21 protein-coding genes are annotated in these 23,550 nt (G+C 71.5%); 16 read left to right on the top strand and 5 right to left on the bottom strand.

The features are described from left to right. The first annotated feature begins 100 nt into the window (after positions 1–100). The gene (locus ACODT0_RS23890; RefSeq protein ID WP_489042458.1) at positions 101–1,015 is read left to right on the top strand and encodes a LysR family transcriptional regulator; all 915 of its coding nucleotides are present in this window, start codon (positions 101–103) and stop codon (positions 1,013–1,015) included. Between the two features lie 16 nt (positions 1,016–1,031). Here ACODT0_RS23890 and ACODT0_RS23895 read toward each other — a convergent pair whose 3' ends face one another. Beyond that, positions 1,032–1,856, bottom strand: a complete 825-nt coding sequence (locus ACODT0_RS23895) for an SDR family oxidoreductase (protein WP_296727272.1) — start codon at positions 1,854–1,856, stop codon at positions 1,032–1,034. Positions 1,857–1,906: 50 nt separating this feature from the next. On the opposite strand from ACODT0_RS23895, the gene ACODT0_RS23900 reads away from it, so the two are divergent. The 3 genes from ACODT0_RS23900 (at position 1,907) to trhA (ending at position 4,549) form a co-directional block, all read left to right on the top strand. Next, complete coding sequence (locus tag ACODT0_RS23900; RefSeq protein ID WP_489042459.1) at positions 1,907–2,281, top strand: winged helix-turn-helix transcriptional regulator; 375 nt, start codon at positions 1,907–1,909, stop codon at positions 2,279–2,281. A 167-nt stretch (positions 2,282–2,448) separates the two neighbouring features. After that, positions 2,449–3,885, top strand: coding sequence for a glycerophosphodiester phosphodiesterase family protein (locus tag ACODT0_RS23905; RefSeq protein ID WP_489042460.1), 1,437 nt, complete (start codon positions 2,449–2,451; stop codon positions 3,883–3,885). Between the two features lie 43 nt (positions 3,886–3,928). Then, the gene (gene trhA / locus ACODT0_RS23910) at positions 3,929–4,549 is read left to right on the top strand and encodes a PAQR family membrane homeostasis protein TrhA (protein ID WP_057597838.1); all 621 of its coding nucleotides are present in this window, start codon (positions 3,929–3,931) and stop codon (positions 4,547–4,549) included. A 9-nt stretch (positions 4,550–4,558) separates the two neighbouring features. Here the strand turns inward: trhA and ACODT0_RS23915 are convergent, their stop codons facing one another. The 3 genes from ACODT0_RS23915 to bla all read right to left on the bottom strand — a co-directional run bounded on the left by ACODT0_RS23915 (position 4,559) and on the right by bla (position 8,164). Continuing rightward, positions 4,559–5,860 (bottom strand): UDP-N-acetylglucosamine 1-carboxyvinyltransferase, encoded by a 1,302-nt coding sequence (locus ACODT0_RS23915; RefSeq protein WP_093344681.1) that lies wholly within the window; start codon positions 5,858–5,860, stop codon positions 4,559–4,561. 41 nt (positions 5,861–5,901) lie between these two features. Continuing rightward, on the bottom strand, positions 5,902–7,131 hold the full coding sequence (locus ACODT0_RS23920) for an MFS transporter (RefSeq protein ID WP_261206836.1): 1,230 nt from the start codon (positions 7,129–7,131) through the stop codon (positions 5,902–5,904). 145 nt (positions 7,132–7,276) lie between these two features. After that, the gene (bla, locus tag ACODT0_RS23925; RefSeq protein ID WP_489042461.1) at positions 7,277–8,164 is read right to left on the bottom strand and encodes a class A beta-lactamase; all 888 of its coding nucleotides are present in this window, start codon (positions 8,162–8,164) and stop codon (positions 7,277–7,279) included. Between the two features lie 178 nt (positions 8,165–8,342). Between bla and ACODT0_RS23930 the strand changes: the two genes are divergently transcribed. The 7 genes from ACODT0_RS23930 (at position 8,343) to ACODT0_RS23960 (ending at position 15,584) form a co-directional block, all read left to right on the top strand. Continuing rightward, positions 8,343–8,696, top strand: a complete 354-nt coding sequence (locus ACODT0_RS23930) for an ArsR/SmtB family transcription factor (RefSeq protein WP_489042462.1) — start codon at positions 8,343–8,345, stop codon at positions 8,694–8,696. Between the two features lie 35 nt (positions 8,697–8,731). Then, on the top strand, positions 8,732–9,268 hold the full coding sequence (locus tag ACODT0_RS23935) for an SRPBCC family protein (RefSeq protein ID WP_489042463.1): 537 nt from the start codon (positions 8,732–8,734) through the stop codon (positions 9,266–9,268). Between the two features lie 258 nt (positions 9,269–9,526). Next, positions 9,527–11,593, top strand: coding sequence for a hypothetical protein (locus tag ACODT0_RS23940; RefSeq protein WP_489042464.1), 2,067 nt, complete (start codon positions 9,527–9,529; stop codon positions 11,591–11,593). Positions 11,594–11,605: 12 nt separating this feature from the next. Continuing rightward, complete coding sequence (locus ACODT0_RS23945; protein WP_479670157.1) at positions 11,606–11,854, top strand: hypothetical protein; 249 nt, start codon at positions 11,606–11,608, stop codon at positions 11,852–11,854. Positions 11,855–11,865: 11 nt separating this feature from the next. Continuing rightward, positions 11,866–13,980 carry a phosphocholine-specific phospholipase C gene (locus tag ACODT0_RS23950; RefSeq protein WP_489042465.1) on the top strand — a complete coding sequence of 705 codons (2,115 nt, stop codon included), beginning with the start codon at positions 11,866–11,868 and terminating at the stop codon, positions 13,978–13,980. Between the two features lie 72 nt (positions 13,981–14,052). Continuing rightward, the gene (locus tag ACODT0_RS23955; protein ID WP_203201563.1) at positions 14,053–14,829 is read left to right on the top strand and encodes a DeoR/GlpR family DNA-binding transcription regulator; all 777 of its coding nucleotides are present in this window, start codon (positions 14,053–14,055) and stop codon (positions 14,827–14,829) included. A 20-nt stretch (positions 14,830–14,849) separates the two neighbouring features. After that, positions 14,850–15,584, top strand: a complete 735-nt coding sequence (locus ACODT0_RS23960) for a glutamine amidotransferase (RefSeq protein WP_489042466.1) — start codon at positions 14,850–14,852, stop codon at positions 15,582–15,584. 141 nt (positions 15,585–15,725) lie between these two features. Here ACODT0_RS23960 and fauA read toward each other — a convergent pair whose 3' ends face one another. Next, the gene (gene fauA, locus ACODT0_RS23965) at positions 15,726–17,918 is read right to left on the bottom strand and encodes a TonB-dependent alcaligin siderophore receptor FauA (protein WP_479670159.1); all 2,193 of its coding nucleotides are present in this window, start codon (positions 17,916–17,918) and stop codon (positions 15,726–15,728) included. 88 nt (positions 17,919–18,006) lie between these two features. Between fauA and ACODT0_RS23970 the strand changes: the two genes are divergently transcribed. From ACODT0_RS23970 to ACODT0_RS23990, 5 genes are all read left to right on the top strand, one after another. After that, positions 18,007–18,993, top strand: coding sequence for a helix-turn-helix transcriptional regulator (locus ACODT0_RS23970; protein WP_489042467.1), 987 nt, complete (start codon positions 18,007–18,009; stop codon positions 18,991–18,993). A gap of 93 nt (positions 18,994–19,086) precedes the next feature. Continuing rightward, complete coding sequence (locus tag ACODT0_RS23975; RefSeq protein WP_057595072.1) at positions 19,087–19,719, top strand: CDP-alcohol phosphatidyltransferase family protein; 633 nt, start codon at positions 19,087–19,089, stop codon at positions 19,717–19,719. 29 nt (positions 19,720–19,748) lie between these two features. Next, a complete protein-coding gene (locus ACODT0_RS23980) occupies positions 19,749–20,330 on the top strand; it encodes a glutathione S-transferase family protein (RefSeq protein WP_261206818.1) in 582 nt (193 codons plus the stop codon). Positions 20,331–20,440: 110 nt separating this feature from the next. Further along, positions 20,441–22,828, top strand: a complete 2,388-nt coding sequence (locus ACODT0_RS23985) for a penicillin acylase family protein (protein WP_489042468.1) — start codon at positions 20,441–20,443, stop codon at positions 22,826–22,828. 56 nt (positions 22,829–22,884) lie between these two features. After that, positions 22,885–23,538 carry a histidine phosphatase family protein gene (locus tag ACODT0_RS23990; protein WP_489042469.1) on the top strand — a complete coding sequence of 218 codons (654 nt, stop codon included), beginning with the start codon at positions 22,885–22,887 and terminating at the stop codon, positions 23,536–23,538. Positions 23,539–23,550: the final 12 nt, after the last annotated feature.

Consider the following 23,550-nt stretch of genomic DNA (forward strand, 5'->3'; position numbering starts at 1 on the left):
GCCGGCGCGCTGGCAGTCTCTCTGTTCTGCATTGGCGAATAAATATGCGAATTTCGTCAATACAATTCAACACAAGCCAACAATCTGCCGAGCTCATCCCATGGACCGCTTCGATGCCATGCGCCTGTTCACCCGCATCGTGGAACTCGGCAGCTTCACGCAGGCCGCGGCCGCGCTCGAACTGCCGCGCGCCACCGCCACCCATGCGATCAAGGAGCTCGAGGCCCGGCTGCAGGTGCGCCTGCTCGAGCGCACCACGCGCCAGGTGCGCACCACGGTCGACGGCCAGGCCTACTACGAGCGCTGCCGCCACCTGCTGCTCGAACTCGAGGACGCCGAGTCCTCGCTCGCGCAGCTCGCGGTCAATCCGCGCGGGCGGCTGCGCATCGACATCCATGGCGCGGCCGCCAACGACATCGTGCTGCCGCGCATCGGCGACTTCCATGCGCGCTATCCGAACATCGTGCTCGCCGTGGGCAGCGGCGACCGGCTCGTGGAGCTGGTGCGCGAGGGCGTGGATTGCGTGGTGCGCGCGGGCGAGCCCAAGGACTCCTCGCTGGTCACGCGCCGGCTCGCGCTGCTGCCGCAAGTGACCTGCGCGAGCCCGGCCTACCTGGCCGAACGCGGCACGCCGCTGACACCGGCCGACCTGCTGAGCCAGCGGCACCTGGCGGTGAACTTCTTCTCGTCCTCGCGGCCCGACCACTTCCCCTACCTGTTCGAGGTGAACGGGCGCGTCGAGCAGGTCGTGCTGCCCGACTGGATCAGCGTGAACAACGCCGACAGCTACAAGACCTGCGCCGAGCAGGGCTGCGGGATCATCCAGGTGCCGCGCTATCACATCGAGCGCCAGCTGCGCGCCGGCACGCTGGTCGAGATCCTCGCCGATACGCCCTGCCCGCCGATGGTCTATTCGGTGCTCTACCCCCAGCACCGGCTGCTGTCGCCGCGCGTGCGGGTGTTCGTGGACTGGGTGACGGCGCTCTATGCCGAGCGCTTCGGCGCGCTCAGGTAGCGGCGCCCTCGTGCGCCTACACGACCGGCACCGTGCCGCCGTCGATCACGTACTCGCTGCCGTGGATCGAGGCCGCGCGCCGCGACACCAGGAAGGCCACGAGCTCGGCCACCTCCTCGGGCAGGCCGGGCCGGCCGATCGGGATGCCGCCGAGCGCATCCATCACGCCCTGGCGCGCGCTCGCATAGTCGCTGCCCGCGCCCGCCGCGAGCCGCTCGACGAAGGCGCGCGCGGCACCGGTCTCGATGTAGCCCGGCGCCACCGTGTTCACGCGCACGCCGCGCGGGCCGAACTCCTTCGACAGGCCCTTGCTGTAGGTGGTGAGCGCCGCCTTGGCCGCGGCATAGGCGAGCGTGGATTCGTACAGCGGCAGCCGGCGCTGGATCGAGGAGATATGGACGATGGTGCCCTCGCCCTGCGCGAGCATCGAAGGCAGGAAGGCGCGGTCCAGCCGCACGGCCGCGAGCAGGTTGGTATCGAGCGCCGCCTGCCATTGCGCATCGTCGAGCGCGAGCGCGCCGCCGGGCGAGGCGCCCGAGCCGCCGACGTTGTTGACGAGGATGTCGAGCCCGCCGAAGGCCGCGAGCGTGCGCTCGGCGACCCGCGCCACGCCCGCGGGCGTGGCGATGTCGGCCGCGACGAAGAGCTCGGCGCCGTCGCCGTCGGCCGCATCGGGGGCGCTGCGCGCGGTGGCGGCCACGCGCGCTCCGCTCGCGGCGAGGCGGCGCACGATGGCCTGGCCCATGCCCTTGGTGCCGCCCGTGACGAGCACGCGGCGGCCCGCGAACTCCGCGGGGTCGAACGAGAAAGGCAGGGAGGAAGGCTGATGCATGTCGGTCATGGGAAAGGTCCTTGTTGGCGATGCATCGAGGCTAGGGATACCCTCGGGCCATGACAAGAACGCACGAAGAAGTAAGGCCCGTACTCGCAGGTAACCCCGTCGCCTACACGCCGGCCAGCGCGGCCGCGCAGGTCGAGCGCGCGCTGGGCTGGATCGAGGGCCGCTGGAAGCTGGTGATCCTGTTCCAGCTGTTCGGCGGCAAGGTGCTGCGCTTCTCCGAGCTCGAGCAGGCGATACCGGCCGTGTCGCAGAAGATGCTGACGCAGCAGCTGCGCCAGCTCGAGGCCGATGGCCTGGTGCTGCGCACCGTGCATTCGCAGGTCCCGCCGAAGGTCGAGTACCGCCTGAGCGACTGGGGCCAGTCGCTGTGCCCGGTGCTCGACGGACTGCTCCAGTGGTCCGAGGCGCGACCGCGCTTCGACTAGGACACAAAGTCTTCGATGACGCCGCGGTGACGCTCGATGTCACCGCGCTTCGGGCGCATGGACGCCCGTGTTGCTTGCGCGCCCACGGTCACCGTACCGTCATCCGCCAAACCTAGCATCCGCCGGCCTTCGGCACCCCTCAACGCAACGCAACGCGAAACTCCAACATGAAGAAAACAGCCGTTCCTGCACCCGCACCCCGTCCCCTGCGTGCCGCCTTCGTCGCGCTCGGCGGCAGCCTCGTCATCGCCGCCTGCGGCGGTGGTGGTGGCGGTGCCATCGTCCCGGTGTTCCCGCCCGCCCCCGCGCCGGCACCCGCGCCCGCCCCGGCGCCCACGCCGCTGGGCACGCTCGACGGCTCGGTGCCGCTGGTGATCGGCCACCGCGGCCTGCCCGGCCTGTTCCCGGAGGAAACCCAGAAGGCTTACGAAGCGGCCGCCGATGCCGGCGCCGATTCGCTCGAGACCGACCTGCATCTGACCAAGGACTGCGTGCTGGTCGCGCGCCACAACCCCTGGCTCAGCGACAACACCGACATCGCCGACGTCGCCAAGACCAACGCCACCGTGGCCGCGCGCAAGCGCACCGTGCCCGGCGTGCGCGTCGACGTGACCTACCCGGCGATTCCCGCCAACGGCCCGGCGAAGTACCTGAGCGACCTGACCGATCCCAAGGATCCGAAGTCGGTGCTCAAGTCGCTGGTCGTCGACGGCGAGGACCACACCAACGACTGGTCCATCACCGACTTCACGATGGCCGAGCTCAAGCAGTGGATCCACGGCACCACCTTCGACGCGAAGGACGAGCGCCCGACCGAGCTGAACGGCAAGCTGCCGATCCTGAGCTTCCAGGAAGTGATCGACATCATGCGCGCCAAGGCCAAGGCCACCGGCCGCACGATCACCGTGTATCCGGAAACCAAGAACCCGATCTGGAACAACGCCCAGGCGATCGCCAACGGCTGCGGCCCGGCCGGCAGCCACCCGCTGGAAGACGCGCTGCTCAAGGCGATGAACGCCAACGACCTGAACCGCAAGGACGCACCGATCTTCGTGCAGAGCTTCGACCCGGTGAGCCTGAAATACCTGCGCTCGGCCGGCCTGAAGGCGCGCGCGGTGCAACTGGTCGACGGCAACGACATCGACTTCAAGACCGGCGAGATGATCTACGTCACCACCGACGACTACACCTTCGTCGATGGCCGCCCCTACAGCTGGACGCTCGCGGGCGACCCGCGCTGGTTCGGCGCGATGCTCACGCCGGCCGGCCTGGCCGAGGTCAAGACCTATGCCGACGGCATCGGCCCATGGAAGCCGCAAGTGATGGCGCACACGATCGTTCCGTTCAAGACGCCCAACAAGGGCATGGTCGAAGCCAACACGATCAAGCCCACCAGCCTGATCGCCGACGCTCACAAGGCCGGCCTGTTCGTGCACAGCTACACCTTCCGCAACGAGTCGCGCTACCTGGCCGCCGTCTACAAGGGCGACCCCAAGGCCGAGTACCTCGCGTACTTCCGCGCCGGCATCGACGGCGTGTTCTCGGACTTCGCGAACACAGCCTTCGCCGCGCGCAAGGACTACCTGAAGGAAACCGGCCGCTGAGCCGGCACGCGGCAGACCGACCGAAGCAGGCAGGCGGCACACCATGTACCCGGGCGAACGACTCAACGGGTACAGCCACCTGCTCGGCCTGCTGCTCGCCCTGCCGGCGGCCGTGCTGCTGCTGGCCAAGACCCTGCCCACGGGCGACCCGGCGAAGATCGCCGGCTCGCTCGTGTTCTCCCTTTCGGCGGTCGCGCTCTACGCGGCCTCCACCCTGTTCCACAGCACCCGCGGCCGGCTCAAGCGCCTGTGGGAGTGCGCCGACCACTGCGCGATCTACCTGCTGATCGCCGGCACCTACACCCCGTTCGCGCTGGTGATGCTCGAAGGCGCCTGGGCCTGGCTGCCGCTGCTGGCGATGTGGGGCGCGGCCGCGGTCGGCATCCGGCGCGAGCTGATGGCCGCGCGCGGCGCGCCCGTGAAGCCCTCGCTGCCGCTGTACATCGGCATGGGCTGGCTCGCGATCGCCGCGGCCGTGCCGCTGGCGATGCAGCTCGAGGGCGGCGGCCTCGCATGGCTGCTGATCGGCGCCGTGCTCTATACCGCGGGCACGGTCTTCTACCGCAACCGCCGCGGCTTCCGGCATGCGCATGCGGTGTGGCACCTGTTCGTGCTCGCGGGCACGGTCAGCCACTACGTGGCGGTGGGCTGGTTCGTGCTGTAACCCGGCCGCCTACTCCTCGCTGGTCCACTCCACCTGCACGCCCAGGCTGCGCAGGTTCTCGACGAAGCGCGGATGCGCGCGGCGGATCGGCGTGGCGTTGCGGATCTCGGAGCGGCCCTCGATGCTCGAGGCCACCATGAAGAGCGCGATCGCCACGCGGATGATGTAGGGGCTCTCGACCACCGCGGGCACCAGCGGGGCGCCGCCGAAGGTGATGAGCCGGTGCGGGTCGGACGAGAACACGTGGGCGCCGAATTTCGAGAGCTCGCCGGTCCAGCCGAGCGCGCCGTCGTAGACCTTGTTCCAGAACATCGCGTTGCCCTGCGCGCGCACGCCCAGCGCGATGAAGATCGGCAGCAGGTCGACCGGAAAGTACGGCCAGGGCGCGGCCTCGACCTTGGTCAGCACGTTGGCGGTGAACGGCGTCTGCACCTTGAGCGGCCCCGAGCGCACGGCGCGCGACCAGCCGTCCTCGTGCACGATCTGCACGCCGAACTTGGCGAAGGTGCGGTCGATCAGCGGGAAGTTGGCCGGCGCGCTGTTGCGCACCACCACGTCGCCGCCGGTGATGGCGCCGAGCGCGAGGAAGGTGGTGATCTCGTGGAAGTCCTCGTCGAAGCGGAACTCGCCGCCGCCCAGCGCATGGCCGCCATGCACCGTGAGGCGCGAGGTGCCGATGCCGTCGATGCGCGCGCCGATCATGGCCATGAAGCGGCAGAACTCCTGCACATGCGGCTCGGAGGCCGCGTTGGTCAGGGTCGAGGTGCCCTCGGCGCCGACCGCGCACAGCACGAAGTTCTCGGTGGTGGTGACCGAGGCGTAGTCGAGCCAGTGGTCGGTGGGCACCAGGCGCCCGTCGGTGCGCACCAGCAGCGAGCCCTCGGCGCGCTCGACCTGGCCGCCGAAGCTGCGGAACACCTCGACGTGCGGATCGATCTCGCGCACGCCCAGCGTGCAGCCCTTGACGTTGTCCTCGAGCCGCGCCACGCCGAAGCGCGCCAGCAGCGGCGGCACCAGCATGATCGAGGAGCGCATCTCCTCGGGCAGCCGGTGGGCGGCGGCGTCGAACACGGTGTCGCGGTGGTGCAGCGCGAGCGTGCCGGTGGCGTGGTCGAGCTGCACCTCGCTGCCCAGCGTGCGGAAGATGTCGAGGATCTTGCGCACGTCGGTGATGTCGGGCACGCCATGCAGGCGCAGCGGCTCGCGCGTGAGCAACGTGGCGCAGAGGATCGGCAGCACCGCGTTCTTGTTGGCCGACGGCGTGATGCGGCCGCGCAGCGGCGTGCCGCCGTGGACGATGAGATTGGACATGTGTGTGTGGGACCCCTGTATGGGGTGAATGATAGGCGGCGCTAGGCCTCGTGGCCCGGCGTGCGGCGCGGAATCCAGTGGGCCAGCACGCCGGCCGCGGCGAAGGCGAGCCCGCCCGTGACCGCGATGCCCGCGGCCAGCGAGAGGCTGCCCGCGAGGAAGGACAGCAGCGCCGGCCCGCAGGAGGCGCCGATGTCGGACATCAGCCGCCACACGCCGAGGAAGTGCGCGCGGCCATGGCGCGGCGAATGGTCGGCGCCCAGGGTCATGATCATTCCCGAGCCGATGCCGTTGCCGAAGCCGATCGCCAGCGCCGCGACCAGCAGCGTGGCGGCGCCCGTGGTCAGCGGCATCAGCAGCATCGCGAGCCCCATGATCAGCATCGAGGGCACCGCGACCCAGCGCCGGCCCTTCTGGTCCATCACCTTGCCGGCCGGGTAGAACACCAGCATGTCGATGCCGCCGGCCATGCCGTAGATCAGCGAGGCCACCGAAGGCGCGAGCGCGAGGTGGTCGGCCCACAGCGGGATCACGGCCTGGCGCGAGGCGCGCACCGCGCTGACCAGGGTCACGGCGATGCCCAGCGTGAGGAACACGCGGCGGTGATCGCGCAGGGTCGAGACGATGGTGGGCTTCGCGGGCGCGGCCTGGCCCGGCGGCACGGGCGGCAGTTCGAGGTCCGGGATGCGCGCGCCCAGGATGGCCGCGCCGGCCACCGCCACGATGCCGAGCACGTAGGCCGCCATCAGGCCGAAGAAATGCACCGCGCCGGCCGCCAGGAAGGGGCCGATGAACATGCCGATGCGCATCACGCCGCCCAGCGTGGACAGCGCCCGCGCGCGGTACTCGACCGGCACCGCCTCGCTCATGTAGCTCTGGCGCGCGAGGTTGTAGACCGCCTGCGACATGCCGACCATGAAGCAGCCGAGCGCAAACAGGCCCAGGTGCGAGGTCCACACGCACAGCGCCATGCCGAGCGCGCTCCAGGCGCCGGCCGCGACGATGGCCCAGCGCTCGCCCCAGCGCATGGTGATCATCGAGGCCGGGATGTTGTTGAGCAGCGAGCCGATGCCGATCAGCGCCATCACCAGCGCCGCCATCGGCACCGAGGCGCCGAGCTCGCGCGCCGTGAGCGGCACGATCGGCAGGATCGCGCCCTCCCCGATGCCGAACAGCAGCGAGGGGCCGAAGGCCGGCACCGCGATGCGCCACAGCGAGAACGGGGCCTGGGAGGAGGACGAGGAGGTGGAGACGGCGGGCGGGGACGACATGCGGCGGGGGCTCTGGCTGGATGCCCTGGCCGCGCGGGGCGCGCAAGGCGCCGGCATTGTCCCGCCGATGGCGCGCGGGCGCAGGCGCGCCGCGCAGTGCCCGATGGGGCGGGTACGGCATTGCGGCCCGGGGCAGCGGGAACGCTCAGCCCCGCATCGCGTTCGCCACGATGCGCACCGCCGAGGCCACCACGTCGTTGCGCGTCTTCGCGCCCTTGTCGCCCGGGAAGGTCAGGTACACCGCGAGCACCAGCGGCGCGCCCGAAGCCGGCCACAGCACGCCGACGTCGTTGTTGGTGCCGTAGTCGCCCGCGCCGGTCTTGTCGCCCACGGCCCAGCCGGCCGGCACGCCGGCCAGGAAGCGCTCCTTGCTGGTGGTGTTGCCGCGCAGCCAGGCCTCGAGCCGCGCGCGCTGCGGCGCGGCCAGCGCGTCGCCGAGCACCAGCCGCTGCACGCTGGCGGCCATCGCGGCCGGGCTGGTGGTGTCGCGCGGATCGCCGGGGATGGCGCTGTTGAGCTCGGTCTCCCAGCGGTCGAGGCGGAACACCGTGTCGCCGATGGAGCGCGCATAGGCCGTGACGCCGGCCGGCCCGCCGAGCTGGTGCAGCAGCAGGTTGGCCGCGGCGTTGTCGCTGTACTGCAGCGTGGCGGCGCACAGCTCGGCCACGGTCATGCCGTCGGCCAGGTGCTTCTCGGTGATCGGCGAGTTCGGCAACAGGTGGGCGCGGGTGTAGCTCAGGCGGCGCTCGAGCAGCGCCGGTTCCTGCGCGGTGCCGCGCTGCAGGATCGCGGCCGCGAGCATCAGCTTGAAGGTGCTGCACATCGGAAACAGCTCGTTGCCGCGGTGCGCGATGCGCGCGCCGCTGCCGGTGTCTAGCGCATGCACGCCCAGGCGGCCGCCGCAGTCGCGCTCGAGCGCCGCGAGCCGGGCCTCGGCGTCCGGGCCGGCGGCGGACCAGGCGGCGCAGGCGCTCGCGAGCGGAACCGCGCTGGCGGCGGCGAGGAGCGTACGGCGTCGGATCGGTGTGTTCATGGGTGTGGGATTGCGAGAGAGTGGTTGGACGAGACCGCATCGTAGGAACGGGCACCCCGCGCCGCCAGCGCGAGCGGGGCGGCGGGCGTCCCGGCTGTATCGGGTGTAACGGCACGGCCGGCATGGAAATTCAACCGAAGGGTTGAACGAAATCCGGAACCGATCTATATTCAACCTCATGGTTGAACTTGAACTTCCTGCCGAGCGCCAGGACCAGCGCCTCGACGCCATCTTCCACGCGCTGGCCGACAGCACGCGGCGCACCATGCTGCAGTTGCTGGCCCAGGGCGACTGCAGCGTGGGCGAACTCGGCGCGCCGTTCCGCATGAGCTTCGCCGGCGCCTCCAAGCACGTGAAGACGCTGGAGCGCGCGGGGCTGGTGTCGCGCACGGTGCAGGGCCGCGCCCACGTGTGCCGGCTCGAGCCCACGGCGCTGGCCACGGCCGACGCCTGGCTGCGCTACTACGAGGGCTTCTGGGGCGGGCGCCTCGACGCGCTCGAGCAGGCGCTGCGCGACGACGCCGCCGGCTGATTTCTTTTTCTCATCCGACACAAGGAGCAGCACCCATGACCACCACCGAACGATTCGGCCGGCTCGTCGAGCCCGGCACCCTGCGCATCGAGCGCCTGCTGGCCGCGCCCGTCGAGCGCGTCTGGTCCTACCTGACCGATCCCGGGAAGCGCGCGCGCTGGCTCGCGGGCGGCACCATGGCGGCGCAGCCCGGCGCGGTGTTCGAGCTGCGCTTCGAGCACACCACCCTCTCGGGCGAGGCCGCGCCCGAGCGCTACGCGGCCTACCGCGCGCCGCACCAGCAGAAGTCCCGGCTGCTGCGCATCGAGGCGCCGAGGCTGCTGGTCATCAGCTGGGGCAGCGAAGCGGACGACGCCTCCGAGGTCACTTTCGAACTCGCGCCGCGGGGCGATTCGACCCGGCTCGTGCTCACGCATCGGCGCCTGCCCGATCGCAAGGAGACCGTCAGCGTGGCCAGCGGCTGGCATGCGCACCTCGAGGTGCTCGAGGCGCTGCTCGAAGGCCGCGCGCCCGCGGGCTTCTGGACCGCGCTGACAGCGATCGAGCAGCACTACGAGGCGCAGATCCGCTGAGGCGCACACGCTCGACCACCACAGGGGGCCTTCGGGCCCCTTTTCTTTTTCGGCCGGCGCTGTCGCGGCGCTGTCATGCAGCTCGCGCAGCATTCGAGGCATTGGTTGTATTTGTGGAATTTGTTGTAAATCACATTCATCTGCCCAAGTGCACATGAATGCATCGATCGCCGGCAAGCCACGCACGACCAGGAATGCCTTCGTGCCGGGGCGGGTCGAGTGCCCGCCCCGGCGTTCTTGACCTGCCGGAGTTCCCCGATGACAACGCCGAGAGGCCGCCTCGCGCGCGCCGCCCTGTGCCTGACCCCCGTGCTTCTGCTGGCCGCCTGCGGCGGCGGTGGCGATGGCTCGACCCCCTTCCTTCCCGTTGCGCCGCCCGCGCCCGCGCCGGCGCCCGCTCCGGCGCCCTCCCCCGCGCCGGCACCCCGCCCCAAGGCGCTGGTCATCGGCGTCGACGGCGTGCAATACGCGGCCCTGCAGCAGGCGCTCGGCGACGCGCGCATGCCCGCGCTGCAAGGCCTGGGCACCTTGCTGCCTTCCTACACCGGCGGCGTGCTCGGCCGGCGCACGCAGCAGCAGGCCACCGACGGACCGTCGTGGGCCACGCTGCTGACCGGCGGCTGGGCCGACCGGCACGAGATCCGCTCCAACTACGAAGGCCAGGCCTTCGGCGCCGACACCGTCTTCAAACTGCTCAAGCAACATCGCGCCGACACCCGCAGCGCGGTGGTCGCGAGCTGGAGCGGCCTGCCGCAACTGCTGCGCGCCGACAAGGCCGCGGGCTACCTCGAGCTCGCGAAGGACTGCGACGGCAGCGACGACTGCGTCTCGACCGAGGCCGCGGGCGCGCTCGAGAGCGGCGGCTACGACCTCGTGGTGGCCGACTACCAGGGCCCGGCGCAGGTCGCCGACGTGGCGGGCTACGGCACCGACTACCAGAATGCGCTCGCGCAGGTCGACAAGCAGATCGCCACGCTGCGCGCCGCGCTGGCGCGGCGCCGCGCGGCCCAGCCGCAGGAGGACTGGCTGGTGGTCGTCGCCACCACCCACGGCCTGGGCGCCACCGGCGTGGCCGACGGCATCCCGGTGCCGTCGAACCTCGCGACCGCGCTGGTGCTCGACCGCCGCGCCAACCTCGACGCGGCAGCGCCCGCCGGGCTGCCCGCGAGCATCGCGGACTGGTACGGCTATGCCTCCACGGCCGACATCGCGCCCACCCTGCTGACCCACCTGTCGGCCCTGCCCGCGGCCGACAAGTACGCGATCGACGGCGCGCCGCTGCTGGGCGCGCCCGGCGTGCGCCGGCTCGCCGCGGTGGCCAACGACAAGCGCAACGGCATCCGCCTGAGCTGGACGCTGCCGGCCCCGGTGGCCTCGATCACGGTGCTGCGCGACGGCGCGGCCGTGGCCACGCTGCCCGGCACGGCCGTCGGCTTCGAGGACACCACCATGCCCTTCGACGCCAGCGGCACCTACGCCTACGACTACACCGTGGTGGCCGACAAGACGCCGGTCTCGCTGCGCGCCTCGCTCGACTACGTGAAGCCGATCGTGCTGCTGCCCAGCGTGGCCAACGGCCTCACGCACCTGTTCCCGCTGAACGGCGCGCTCGGCGACCGCATCGCCGGTGGCCAGGTCTTCGCGCCCTGGGTCAAGGGCGCCACCGCGGTCTACGCGGCGGCCGGCGACGGGCCGCTGGGCAGCGGCACGCGCGCGCTGCTGTCGACCGACTACACCGGTGCCACGGTCTGCGCGGCCTGCGACGGCGGCTATTCGGTCCCCACGGCCAGCGTGACCAGCACCACCGCGCCCTTCAGCTTCGGCTTCTGGTTCCGCTCCGACGCGACCCGCTCGGGCATGCCGGTGATCTCGAACAAGAACTGGGCCAGCGGCGCCAACCCGGGCATCGCGATCGGCCAGTACGGCAGCGCCCTGCGCTTCAACATCGGCCGCGGCGGCGACCGCGTCGGCGACAAGGACCTGGGCTTCAGCGCCAACACCTGGGCTTATGTCGTGATGACGGTGGACGTGCCGGCGCTGAAGGCGACCTACTACGTATTCGATCCTGCGCTGGGCCTGCAGAGCATTTCCGTGACGCTGACCAGCGCCTTCACGGCCGCGCTCAACGGCCTCAACAAGGGCTTCTCGCTCAACGAGGACGGCGATGGCGGCTACGGCCCGAACTTCCGCAACGGCGCCGGCAGCGCCACGGTTGCCGGGCGCTTCGACTTCGCCGAGTTTGCGACCTGGAACCGCGTGCTGAGCGCGGCCGAGATCGAGTCGATCGCGCGCTCGCGCGGTTCGCTGACCACGCTGGTGCCCTGAGGAGAGACACGCATGCGCAACACAGCAATGCAACGCACGGCCTGCGCCCTGGCGCTGCTGCTCGCCGCCACCGTGCTCACGGCATGCGGCGGCGGTAGCGGAGGGGGTGGCGGCGCCATCGCCCTGCCCCCGGCCACCGGCCTCGTGCCCAACGACCCGGCCACCGCCGGCCCGCCGGCCGAGGCGCTGACCCCGCCGGGCGGCACGCCCGATTCCCAACTGCCGCCGCGCCGTCCCGAGTCGGTGCGCTGCGCGCCCTGAGCCCGAACACCATGAGCGACACGCAAGCATCCCCTTCCCGCCGCGGCTTCCTGCGCGGCGCCGCCACCACCGCGGGCGCGGCCGCCGCGCTCGGCCTGCTGCCGCCCGGCATCCGCCGCGCGCTGGCGATTCCCGCCACGCAGGAGACCGGCACCATCAGCGACGTCAAGCACGTCGTGATCTTCATGCAGGAGAACCGCTCCTTCGACCACTACTTCGGCACCCTGCGCGGCGTGCGCGGCTTCGGCGACCGCTTCCCGGTGCCGCTGTCCAACGGCAAGCCCGTGTGGCAGCAGCCGCCGACCTCGGGCAGCGGCACCTGCGTGCCCTTCCGCTACGACACCACCGCCACCAGCGCGCAGCGCACCACCGGCATGGCCCACAACTGGTCCGACGGCCAGCAGGCCTGGAACGGCGGACGCATGAACCAGTGGGTGGCGGCCAAGACGGCGCGCGCGCTCGGCTACTACACGCAGAGCGACATCGCCTACCAGTTCGCGCTGGCCGATGCCTTCACCTTGTGCGACGCCTACCACTGCAGCGAGCTCACCGGCACCAACTCGAACCGTCTGTTCCTCTGGAGCGGCACCAACGACCCGCTGGGCCAGGGCGGCGGTCCCGCGATCGACAACTCGAACGACGACCTCGCGAACGCGCCCGGCTACGACTGGACCACCTACCCCGAGCGCCTGGAACAGGCCGGCGTGAGCTGGCAGATCTACCAGGACATGGCCGACAACTACACCGACAACCCGCTCGAGGGCTTCACCAGCTTCCGCAAGGCCTACTACGCGGCCGAGCCGACCGAGGCGCAGCGCTCGCTCAAGGCACGCGGCCTGTCCACGCGCTCCCTCGACGACCTGGCCGAGGACGTGAAGGCCGGCCGGCTGCCGCAGGTGAGCTGGATCGTGGCACCGGCCAAGTACTCGGAGCATCCCGGCCCCTCGTCGCCGCTGTGGGGCGCCGAATACACCGAGCGCGTGCTGAACGCCCTCACGGCCGATCCCGCGGTCTGGAGCCAGACCGTGCTGTTCATCATGTTCGACGAGAACGACGGCTACTTCGACCACATGCCGCCGCCCGCGATTCCCTCGCTCGATACCGACGGCAGCGAGGCCGGCATGAGCACGGTGTCGACGCTGGGCGAGCGCAACGACCTCAAGGCGCCCTACCGCGGCTCGCCCTTCGGCATGGGCTGGCGCGTGCCGATGTACGTGGTGTCGCCCTGGAGCCGCGGCGGCTGGGTCAACTCGCAGGTGGCCGACCACACCTCGGTGGTGCGCTTCCTCGAGACGCGCTTCGGCGTGATGGAGCCCAACATCAGCCCCTGGCGGCGCGCGGTCGCGGGCGATCTCAGCACCTGCTTCGACTTCGCCACGCCCAATGCCGCGTTGCCCGCGCTGCCGCACATCGACGGCAAGGCGGCCGACGATGCCATTGCGAAGCAGCTGCTGCTGCCCACGCCGGTCGCGCCCGCGCCCGGCACCGGCACCCTGCCCCAGCAGGCCACCGGCGTGCGCTACTCGCGCGCCCTGCCCTACGAGCTGCACACCAGCGGCCGGCCCGACGTGGCGCAGCAGAAGTTCTGGCTGGTGTTCGGCAACACCGGCGGCGCGGGCGCGGTGTTCCATGTCTACGACCATCTCGCGCTCGACAAGGTGCCGCGCCGCTACACGGTGGAGCCCGGCAAGCTGCTCAACGACGCCTGGGCGGTGGCGGCCGGCGGGCGCTACGACCTCTCGGTGTTCGGCCCCAACGGCTACTTCCGGCGCTTCGGCGGCAAGCTGCCGGCCGCGCTCGCGGGCGGCACGGCACTGCCCGAGGTGCGCGTCTGCTACGACGCCGCCAACGGCGACGTGCACCTGGAAATGCACAACCTCGGCAACATCAGCTGCACCGTCGCGGTGGCGCCGAATGCCTACCGCACCGACGGCCCGTGGTCCTTCGCGCTCGCGCCGGGCCAGGTGGTGGTGCAGAAGTGGGACCTGGCACCGGCGAAGCACTGGTACGACTTCAGCGTGACGGCCAACGTGGACGACGGCACCAGCTACCTGCGCCGCTTCGCGGGCCGCGTGGAGAACGGCAGCCACGGCATCAGCGATCCGGCGATGGGCCAGGCGGCCTGAGCGTCACGCGCCTCCCCCACAATGGCGCCGGTCCGCCGCCGGCGCCATTCCTTCCTCCCCTTCGGCATCCCCATGCTCCAAGAAGAACGATTCCTGCGCATCCGCAGCCTGCTGGCCACCTTCTCGCGCCTGAGCGTCGAGCGGATCATGCAGGACCTCGCGGTCTCGCGCGAAACCGTGCGCCGCGACCTGCTCGAGCTCGAGGGCCTGGGCGAGCTGCGGCGGGTGCATGGCGGCGCCGTGGCCACGGGCGCGGAGCCCGAGCCGCCGCTGGCGGTGCGGCTGGTGGCGCGGCAGCGCGAGAAACGCGCCATCGCCAGGGCCGCGATCGCGCTGCTCGAACCGGGCCAGACCGTGTTCCTCGACACCGGCAGCACCACCGCGCTGCTGGCCGAGGCACTGGCCACGCTCAGCGGCATGACGGTCATCACCAACTCGCTGAGCATCGCGCTCAAGCTCGCGGGCGCGGCCGAGGGCCGCGACACCGGCGGGCGCACCGTGCTGCTCGGCGGCGAGATCGACGTCAAGACCCAGGCCACCTGCGGCGCCGGCACGGTCGAGGAGATCCGCCGCTACCGCGCCGACGTGGCGCTGCTGTCGCCGGTGGCGATGCATCCGAAGCACGGCGCGATGAGCTTCGAGCACCACGAGGCCGCGATCGCGCGCGCCATGGCCGAGCAGGCGCAGCAGCTCGTGATCCTGGCCGACCACGCCAAGATCGGCCAGGCCAGCCGCGTCACCTATGCGCGCAGCGCCGACATCGACGTGGTCGTCACCGATGCCGCCTCGCGCGACATGCCGGCGCTGCCGGCCCTGCGCCGGGCCTGCGAGCGCGTGGTGCTGGCCTGAGGCTTTGGCATCATCGCGGGATGGAAATCCACTCCCGTCCCCTGGTCATCGTCAAGCTCGGCGACACCTTCGACGCCCTGCGCGAGACGCACGGCGACTTCGAGCACTGGATCGCCGACGGCCTGGCCAGCGACACGCTGCCCATCGCCGTGATCGATCCGCGCCGCGGCGACACGCTGCCCGATCCCGCCGCCATCGCGGGCGCGGTGCTGACCGGCTCGCATGCGATGGTGTCGCACCGCGAGGACTGGAGCGAACGCACCGCCGGCTGGCTCGCGCGCGCCGTGGCGCAGGGCACGCCGGTGCTCGGCATCTGCTATGGCCACCAGCTGCTCGCGCATGCGCTCGGCGGCGAGGCCGGCGACCGTCCGCGCGGCCCGGAGATCGGCACGGTCAACGTCGTGCTCGAGGAGGCCGCCGCCACCGACCCGCTGCTGGGCGGCCTGCCGGCGCGCTTCGCGGCCCACGCGGTGCACTGGCAGAGCGCGCTGCGCCTGCCCGAGGGCGCGGTGCGGCTGGCCGGCAGTGCGCACGAACCGGTGCATGCCTTCCGCGTCGGCGACAGTGCCTGGGGCGTGCAGTTCCATCCCGAGTTCGATGCCCACGCGATGCGCGACTACATCGATCGCCTGGCCGGCCCGTTGAAGACGGCCGGGCTCGACCCCGAGGCGCTGCGCGAGCGCGTGCAGGCCACCGGCGATTCCGCGCAACTGCTCGGCCGCTTCGCGCGCATTGCCGAGGCGCGGCAGAGATAGGACAAGACGGAAGCGGACTTCCGGACGCAGAGGACGCGAAGGTTGCGCGAAGGACGCGAAAGGAAGGCAAGAAAAATTTTGAATTTCTCTTTCGCGCTCTTTGCGTAACCTTCGCGTCCTCTGCGTCCGGCTGTTCGTATTTCAGTACTGCACGCGCAGCGACAGCGTCGCGCTGCGCGGCGACCCGTACCAGCCCTGGTTGAAGAACGCCACCTGCGAGTAGTACTTGCGGTCGGTCAGGTTGTTGATGTTGAGGGTCGCCGAGACGTTCTTGCGGATCTCGTAGCGCGCCATCAGGCTCACCAGCGCATAGCCCGACTGCGCGACCACGGTGGAGCGGTTGGCCGGCGGCGCCATGACGGTCTCGTAGGCGCGGCCCTGCCAGTTCACGCCCGCGCCCACGGTCAGCGCGCTCCAGTCGCCCGGCAGCCGGTAGCTGCTGAAGATCTTGAGCTGGCTGCGCGGATGCCCGGTGTTGATCGGCGTGCCGTTCGCGGCCCGGGCGCGGAAGTGGGTGTAGCCCGCGGAGAGGTTCCAGCCGCGCGCGATCTCGCCGCTGAGCTCGAGGTCCACGCCCTCCACCTTCGCGCCGGCCACCGCGCGGTAGGCCTGGGTGTTGGGCACGCCGCCCGCGGTCTGGCCGGCGATGGCCTCGGCCAGGTTGTCCTGGCGCGTCTGGAACAGGGCGAAGGCGCCGTTGAGGCGGCCCTCGGCGTAGGAAGCCTTGAGGCCTAGCTCGAAGCTCTTGCCGGTCACCGGGTCGAGGATCTCGCCGGCCGCGTCGCGGTTGTTCTGCGGCTTGAAGATGCTGGTGTAGCTGGCGTAGGCCGTGTAGGTGTCGTCGATGTCGTAGAGCAGGCCCGCGTAGGGCGTGATGCGGTCGCGGTGCTCGTACTTGCGGATGGCGCCGAAGTAGTTCTGGTCGGTCTTCCAGTTGCTCACGCGCGCACCCACGATCAGGTGCAGCGGGTCGGCCAGCGAGAAGCGCCCCACGGCATAGGCGCCGTCCTGGCGCGCGCGCATGGTGTCGGCCTGCGAAGGCACGCTCGACCACAACGGCTCGGCGATGCGGTCGACGCGCCAGTCGAAGAAGCTGCCGATCGGCGGCTGGTTCAGCGCGCGGTACTGCGGCAGGTCGAGCCGGTCGTCGAAGCGCATCCAGCCGAGCGAGAACTCATGGTCGCGGCCCAGCAGCCGGAACGGGCCGCCGAGCGTGGCATGGGCCGCGCGGCGCTTCAGTTCGCCGTCGTAGTAGATATACGACGGCGCCACGCTCATCGCGCCGGTGAAGGCGTTGACCGCGCCGCCGCGGTAGAGGTGCTTCATCATCATGTCGGTGCTGGCATGGCTGTAGGCAAGGCGCGCGGTCCAGCGGTTGGCGAAGCGGTGCGTGAGGTCGAGGAAGGCGGTGGTGGTGTCGGTCTCGGCCCGGGTCCATGTCGTGTTGCTGGCCACGGAGCGGTCGAAGTCGGTGCGCCGGCCATCGGTGTAGAACAGCGGGAAGCCGGCGCCGAAGCCGCGCGTCACGGTGTCCTGCCTGCTCAGCCCCAGCGTGAGCTCGGTGGCGGGCGTCAGGTCGGCACTGAGCACGCCGTAGAAGGTGTTCGAGCGGTTGCCGAGGAAAGTGGTGTAGCTGTCGCCGTCCGAATGGGCCGCCACCAGGCGCGAGCGGATGCGCCCGTCCTGCGTGAGCGGGACCGAGATGTCGGCCTCGGCGCGCCGGAAATTCCAGCTGCCCACCGACACGCCGGCCGAGGCCGCGAACTCGCGCAGCGGCCGCTTGCGCACGAAGTTGATGGCGGCCGACGGATTGCCCGCGCCGGTCATCAGGCCGGTGGCGCCGCGCACCACCTCGAGCCGGTCGTAGATCGCGGTGTCGAGGTTGCTCTCGCCGAAGGACCAGGGCGACAGCACCGGGCTCACGAGGCCGTCGAACTGGTAGGTGTCGATCGCGAAGCCGCGCGCCGACACCGAGAGCCGGTTGGCGTCGCTGCGCGTGATCGAGATGCCGGTGGCGCTGTTCAGCATGTCGCCCGTGGTCTGCAGGCCCTGGTCCTCGACGATCTGGCGCGTGACCACGCTGACCGATTGCGGCGTCTCGCGCGGCGAGAGCTGCAGGCCGGTCGCGGTGCGCGCGGCCTTCGTGGTGTACGAATTCGTGCCCTCGGTGGTGGGCGTGACCGCCGTGCCGGTGACCTCGATCGCGGGCAGCGCGGCGCTCGATCCGGCATCGGGTGCCTGCGCCAGCGCGGACATCGAAGGCAGCGCCGCGCCGAACAGCAGGCTCAGGGAATGGCGCCGGAATGGCGCGGGGGAACGGAAGGCAGTCGGCATGGCGGCAGTGAGGACAAAGGGTTTAACGACAAATAAGAATTGTTACCATCTGGCGATGGACCGACCTATGCCGGAGCGCGGCAAAGCTATGCAGTACGCCGAAAGCACGGCTTTCTCCGCCCCCGCCGCGTCGACGCGCGCGTTCAGCGCCGCCGAGTTCGACCGGCTCGGCCGCGACGCGGGCTTCCGCTATCGCCTGCCCTATCTCTCGGGCGCGCCGCGCGACCCCGAGGCGCTGTGCATTGCCGAGGGCCGCGTCGAGACGCATGCGCTGGGCGCGGGCCTGACGCTGGCCGCCTCCGACATCGTGGTGCACCACCACTACGAGGCCACCTCGCAGGCGAGCCCGCGGTTCTCGGCCATCGTGGTGCTGCAGGGCCAGGCACGGGCCGCGCTCGGCCGCGGCGACAGCGTGCCGATGCGCACGCACGGCGGCCTCAGCGCCGCCTATGGCGACGGGCTGTCGATGACCGGCATTCACCCGGCCCGCCAGCGGCTGCGCAGCATCAACGTGTCGGCCGCACCGCTCGGCACGGGCGACGCGCAACTCGACGAACTGATCGCCGCCGCGCTGCGCTCGCCGGCCGGGCACCCGCGCCACTGGGCGGTGCCGCCGCACCTCGTGCAGGCCATCGAGCAGGTGCTCGGCGGCCGGTGGCAGGGCCCGCTGCAGGCGCTGCTGTGCCAGGGCGTGGGCCTGCAACTGCTCGCGCACGCACTGGCCGATGCGGCGCCTGCAACCCCACCGCAGCCCTCGGCGCGCGACCGCCAGTTGCTCGAGCGCGTGCGCGAACGCCTGCACGACGCGCCCGAGGAACACCACACGCTCGAGGCGCTGGCCCGCCTCGCCTGCATGAGCCAGAGCACGCTGCGCACCAAGTTCCGTGCCACCTACCAATGCTCGGTCTTCGAGTGGCTGCACGAGCGCCGCATGGTGCTCGCGCGCGAGCGACTGGCGCAGGGCCTGAGCGTGCAGGAGGCGGCGCGGCTCGTCGGCTACCGCCACGCGACCAACTTCGCGACCGCCTTCCGAAAACGCTTCGGCGTGGCGCCGAGCGGGCGCGAACGCCACTGACGCCGTCCGCGCCCCGGCGTCGGAGCGCGACTACATCGGGGCCCCGGCGCTTCGGTTAAGGTTCGGCGCATTTCCGCAGTTCCAGAAGGTCCCATGAACCGCCCCGTCCCCGTGCGCAAGCACTTCTCGATGATCCGCGGCTTCCACCTCGCCGACGTCTTCACGCTCGGCAACGCGGCCTGCGGCGTGGGCGGCGTGTTCCTCGCGATGGCCTACATGGCGAGCCAGTCGCTCACCCACTTCTACTGGGCCGCCGCGCTCGCGCCCGCGGCCTTCGTGTTCGACGTGTTCGACGGCCGCATCGCGCGCTGGCGCCAGACTCATTCGGCGCTCGGACGCGAGCTCGACTCGCTGGCCGACGTGATCTCCTTCGGCGTGGCGCCGGCCGCGCTGGGCTTCGCGGCCGGGCTCGACGGCGGCTGGGACTGCGTGGCGCTGGTCTATTTCGTCTGCTGCGGCGTGAGCCGGCTCGCGCGCTTCAACGTCACGGCCGAATCGCTCTCGGCCGGCGGCGACAAGGTCAAGTACTTCGAGGGCACGCCGATCCCGACCAGCGTGGTGCTGGTCGGCGTGCTCGCGTGGGCCGCCTCGCAGGGCCGCATCGGCGACGCGCTGTGGGGCGGCGCCTGGAGCGTGGGCCCGTGGCAGCTGCATCCGATGGCGCTGCTGTTCGCGCTCTCGGGCACGCTGATGATCAGCAAGACGCTGCGCATCCCGAAGTTCTGAGCCCGGACCAACCCAAGGAAGACACCCTCATGACGATGAAGCTGTATTTCGACCCGCACAGCCGCGCGCAGGTCGCCAAGTGGATGCTCGACGAGGCCGGTGTGGACTACGAGATCGTGCCCACGCTGATCCGCGAGAAGGCGCACAAGACGCCCGAGTTCCGCCGGATCAACCCGGCCGGCAAGCTGCCGGCGCTGGTCGACGGCCCCACGCGGCTGTTCGAGAACGCGGCCATCTGCCTCTACATCGCCGAGAAGTACCCCGCGAAGAAGCTGGCACCGCCCGTGGGCACGCCCGAGCGCGGCCGCTTCCTGTCGCTGATGGTCTATTCGACCGCGCAGCTCGAGCCCGCGATGGGCGACAGCCTGCTCAGGCTGCGCAGCAACAACAGCGCGCGCGGCTGGACCGACTTCGAGGAGGCCAAGGACGCGGTCGAGCGCGAACTCGGCGACGGCCCCTACCTGTTCGGCGCGCAGTTCACCGCGGCCGACGTGATGATCGGCTCGATGTTCATCTACCTGCGCGCCTTCGGCGGCCGCTCGAACCGGCCCCGGATCGACGCCTACGTCGAGCGGCTGCAGGCACGCCCGAAGGCCATGCGCTTCGGCTGAAGCGAAACGTTCCGGCGCCGGCTGCCGCGCCGGCGACAGGTGGCGCGGCAGAGGCGGGCCTACGCTCGGTCCCCCGCTGTTTTCCAACGAAGGCTTCGCGCCGCACCACCATGCACAACACCAAGAGACAGGCAGCCACCCTTCCCCTTTCCCTGCTCGCCGCCGCGCTGCTGCTCGCGGGCTGCGCCAGCGCTCCGCCGCCCTCGGGGCGCGCGGTCACGATCGAGCGCACCACCTACGGCATCGCCCACGTCACCGCGCCCGACTACGAAGGCCTGGCCTTCGGCGCCGCCTACGCGCATGCGCAGGACAACGTCTGCCAGACCGCCGAGCACCTGGTGACGATGCGCGGCGAGCGTTCGCGCTTCTTCGGCGCGCAGGAGCGCGGCGCCTTCGGCCTGGGCCTGATGCCCAACGCGCAGATCGACCTTTTCGTGCGCTACCACATGGACGACGCCGCGCTCGCGCGCGCCGGCGCCACCACCGGCGCCGAGGTGCAGACCATGATGCGCGGCTACGTGGCCGGCTACAACCGCTACCTGCAGGACGCCGGCCCCAACGGACTGCCCGCGGCCTGCCGCGGCAAGCCCTGGGTGCGGCCGATGACCGCGGCCGACCTGGCGCGCGCCACCGAGCAGTCGATGATCCAGGGCGGCCTGGGCGCGCTCGCGGGCGCGGTGCTCGAGGCGAAGCCGCCCGCGCCGGGCGCGCGCACCGGCGCGGCGCCGGTGCCGCTCGACCAGGCCGTGGCCGAGATCGGCCGCCACAGCTTCAACGCCAACCCCGAGGGCGGCGAGCTCGGCTCCAACGGCTGGGCCTTCGGGCGCAACGCCACGCCCGACGGCCGCGGCCTGCTGCTGGGCAACCCGCACTTCCCGTGGACCGGCACCAACCGCTTCTGGCAACTGCACCTGACGATCCCCGGCCGCGTCGACGTGATGGGCGCCACCGGCGGCCTGAGCCCGGTGGTGGCGATCGGCTTCAACAAGGACGTGGCCTGGACCCACACCGTGTCGACCGGCAAGCGCTTCACGCTCTACGAGCTGCAGCTCGATCCGGCCGACCCGACCGTCTACATCGTCGACGGCCAGCGCCGCCGCATGACGGCGCGCACCGTGACCCTGCCGGCGAGCGATGGCGCGCCGGCGCTGCAGCACACCTTCTACGAGAGCGAATGGGGCCCGCTGGTCGCGCTGCCCAAGGCCGGCCTGGGCTGGACCGCGCAGCGCGCCTATGCGATCCGCGACGCCAACACGCTCAACGTGCGCTCGGCCGAGTCCTGGATGGGCATGGCGCAGGCGCGCAACGTGGCCGAGCTGCGCGCCGCGATGGGCAACCAGGGCATGCCGTGGATCAACACCATCGCGGCCGACCGCGACGGCAACGCGATGTACGCCGACCTCTCGGTGGTGCCCGACGTCTCGGCCGAGCAACTGCGCGCCTGCGCGCCCTCGCCGGGCGCCGCGGCGCTGCTCAACGCGGCCGGCCTCGCGGTGCTCGACGGCTCGCGCGCCGCCTGCGCCTGGCAGCGCGATGCCACCGTCGCGTCGCCCGGCATCATCGCGCCCGTGCGCATGCCGGTCGTGGTCACGCCCGACTGGGTGCAGAACAGCAACGACAGCTACTGGCTCAGCAACCCGCGCATCGCGCCGATGGCGGGCGTGTCGCCGCTGGTCGGGCCGGTGGGCGTGCCGCAGCGGCTGCGCACGCGCAGCGGCATCCTCGAGATCGAGGGCCGGCTCGCGGGCGCCGACGGCCTGCCCGGCAACCGCATGGGCGCGGCCGAGCTGCGCAGCGTGATCTTCCGCGACCGCAACCTCGCGGGCCTGCTGGTGATGGACGACCTGCAGGCCGCCTGCGCGGCCGCCGGCGGCGCGCTCGACGTCGACCAGGCGCTGGGCTGCCGCGTGCTCGCGGCCTGGGACCGCACCAGCAACGCCGATGCAAAGGGCGCGGCGCTGTTCCGCGAGTTCTGGCGCAAGGCCAAGGACATCCCGAAGGTCTGGCGCCTGCCCTTCGACCCGGCGCAGCCCGTGACCACGCCGGCCGGCCTCGACATGGCCGCGCCCGCCACCCGTGCCGCGGTCTTCAAGGCCCTGGGCGACGCGGTCGGCATCCTGCGCACCGCGGGCTTCGCGGCCGACGTGCCGCTGGGCGTGCCGCAGTCGCGCGAGGTGCGCGGCCAGCGCATCGCGCTGCATGGCGGCGACGAGTTCGAGGGCGTGCTCAACAAGCTCGAATCGCAGGGCCAGTCGCTGATCGACCCGAAGGGCTACCAGGTCAACTACGGCAGCAGCTACATCCAGGTGGTGGGCTTCGACGAGCGCGGGCCGGTGGCGCAGGGCCTGCTGACCTACGGCCAGAGCAGCGACCTGGCCTCGCCGCGCGCCTACGACCAGTTGCCGCTGTTCGCGGCCAAACAGTGGCACGCGCTGCCCTTCCACCGCGCCGACATCGAGGCGCAGCGCGAGGGACGGCCGCTGCAGTTCGCCTACTGAGATCGAGCAAACCCGAGCCCGCCGCTGCGACACATGGATTGCGCAGAATCGACGCCATGTCCCAAACCACTGCCGCTCCTTCCGCCTCCGGCCACCGGCCCTCGGGCCTCGACCAGCTGATCGCCCTCGCCGCCGCGCAGCCGCTGGCGCCGGCCTGCGACCACTTCTACTTCCTGCGCCACGGCCAGACCGGCCGCAACGCGCAGCGCATCTTCCAGGCCACCGACGAGCCGCTGAGCGAACTCGGCCTGCAGCAGGCCGCGCGCGCGGCCGAACTGCTGGCGGGCGAGCCGATCCGCACCATCGTCTGCTCCGATGCGCGGCGCGCCTTCGACACCGCCCATGCGGTGGGCAGCGCGCTCAAGCTGGTGCCCACCGCGCAGGCCGTGCTGCGCGAGCGCAACTTCGGCGCGCTGATCGGCACCTCCTCGGCCAACATCGACTGGGCCTGCGAGCCCGAGGGCGGCGAGACCCTGACCCAGTTCGTCGCGCGCAAGCGCGCCGCGCTGGCCGAGGCCCTGGCCCAGCCCGCGCCGGTGCTGGTGGTGGCGCACGGCGGCACGCTCTATGCGCTGGCCGCGCTGCTGGGCGTGCCGGTCGACCTGGGGCTCTTGGGCAACGCGCAGCCATTGCGTTTCGACCGCAGCGGCCCCACATGGGCCGTGACGCCGCTCTCGCGGCATGCCGACGGCGACGCCGCGCTGGCCTAGGGTTCTCCGAGC

This window comes from Variovorax sp. FG153 (genome assembly GCF_057809595.1).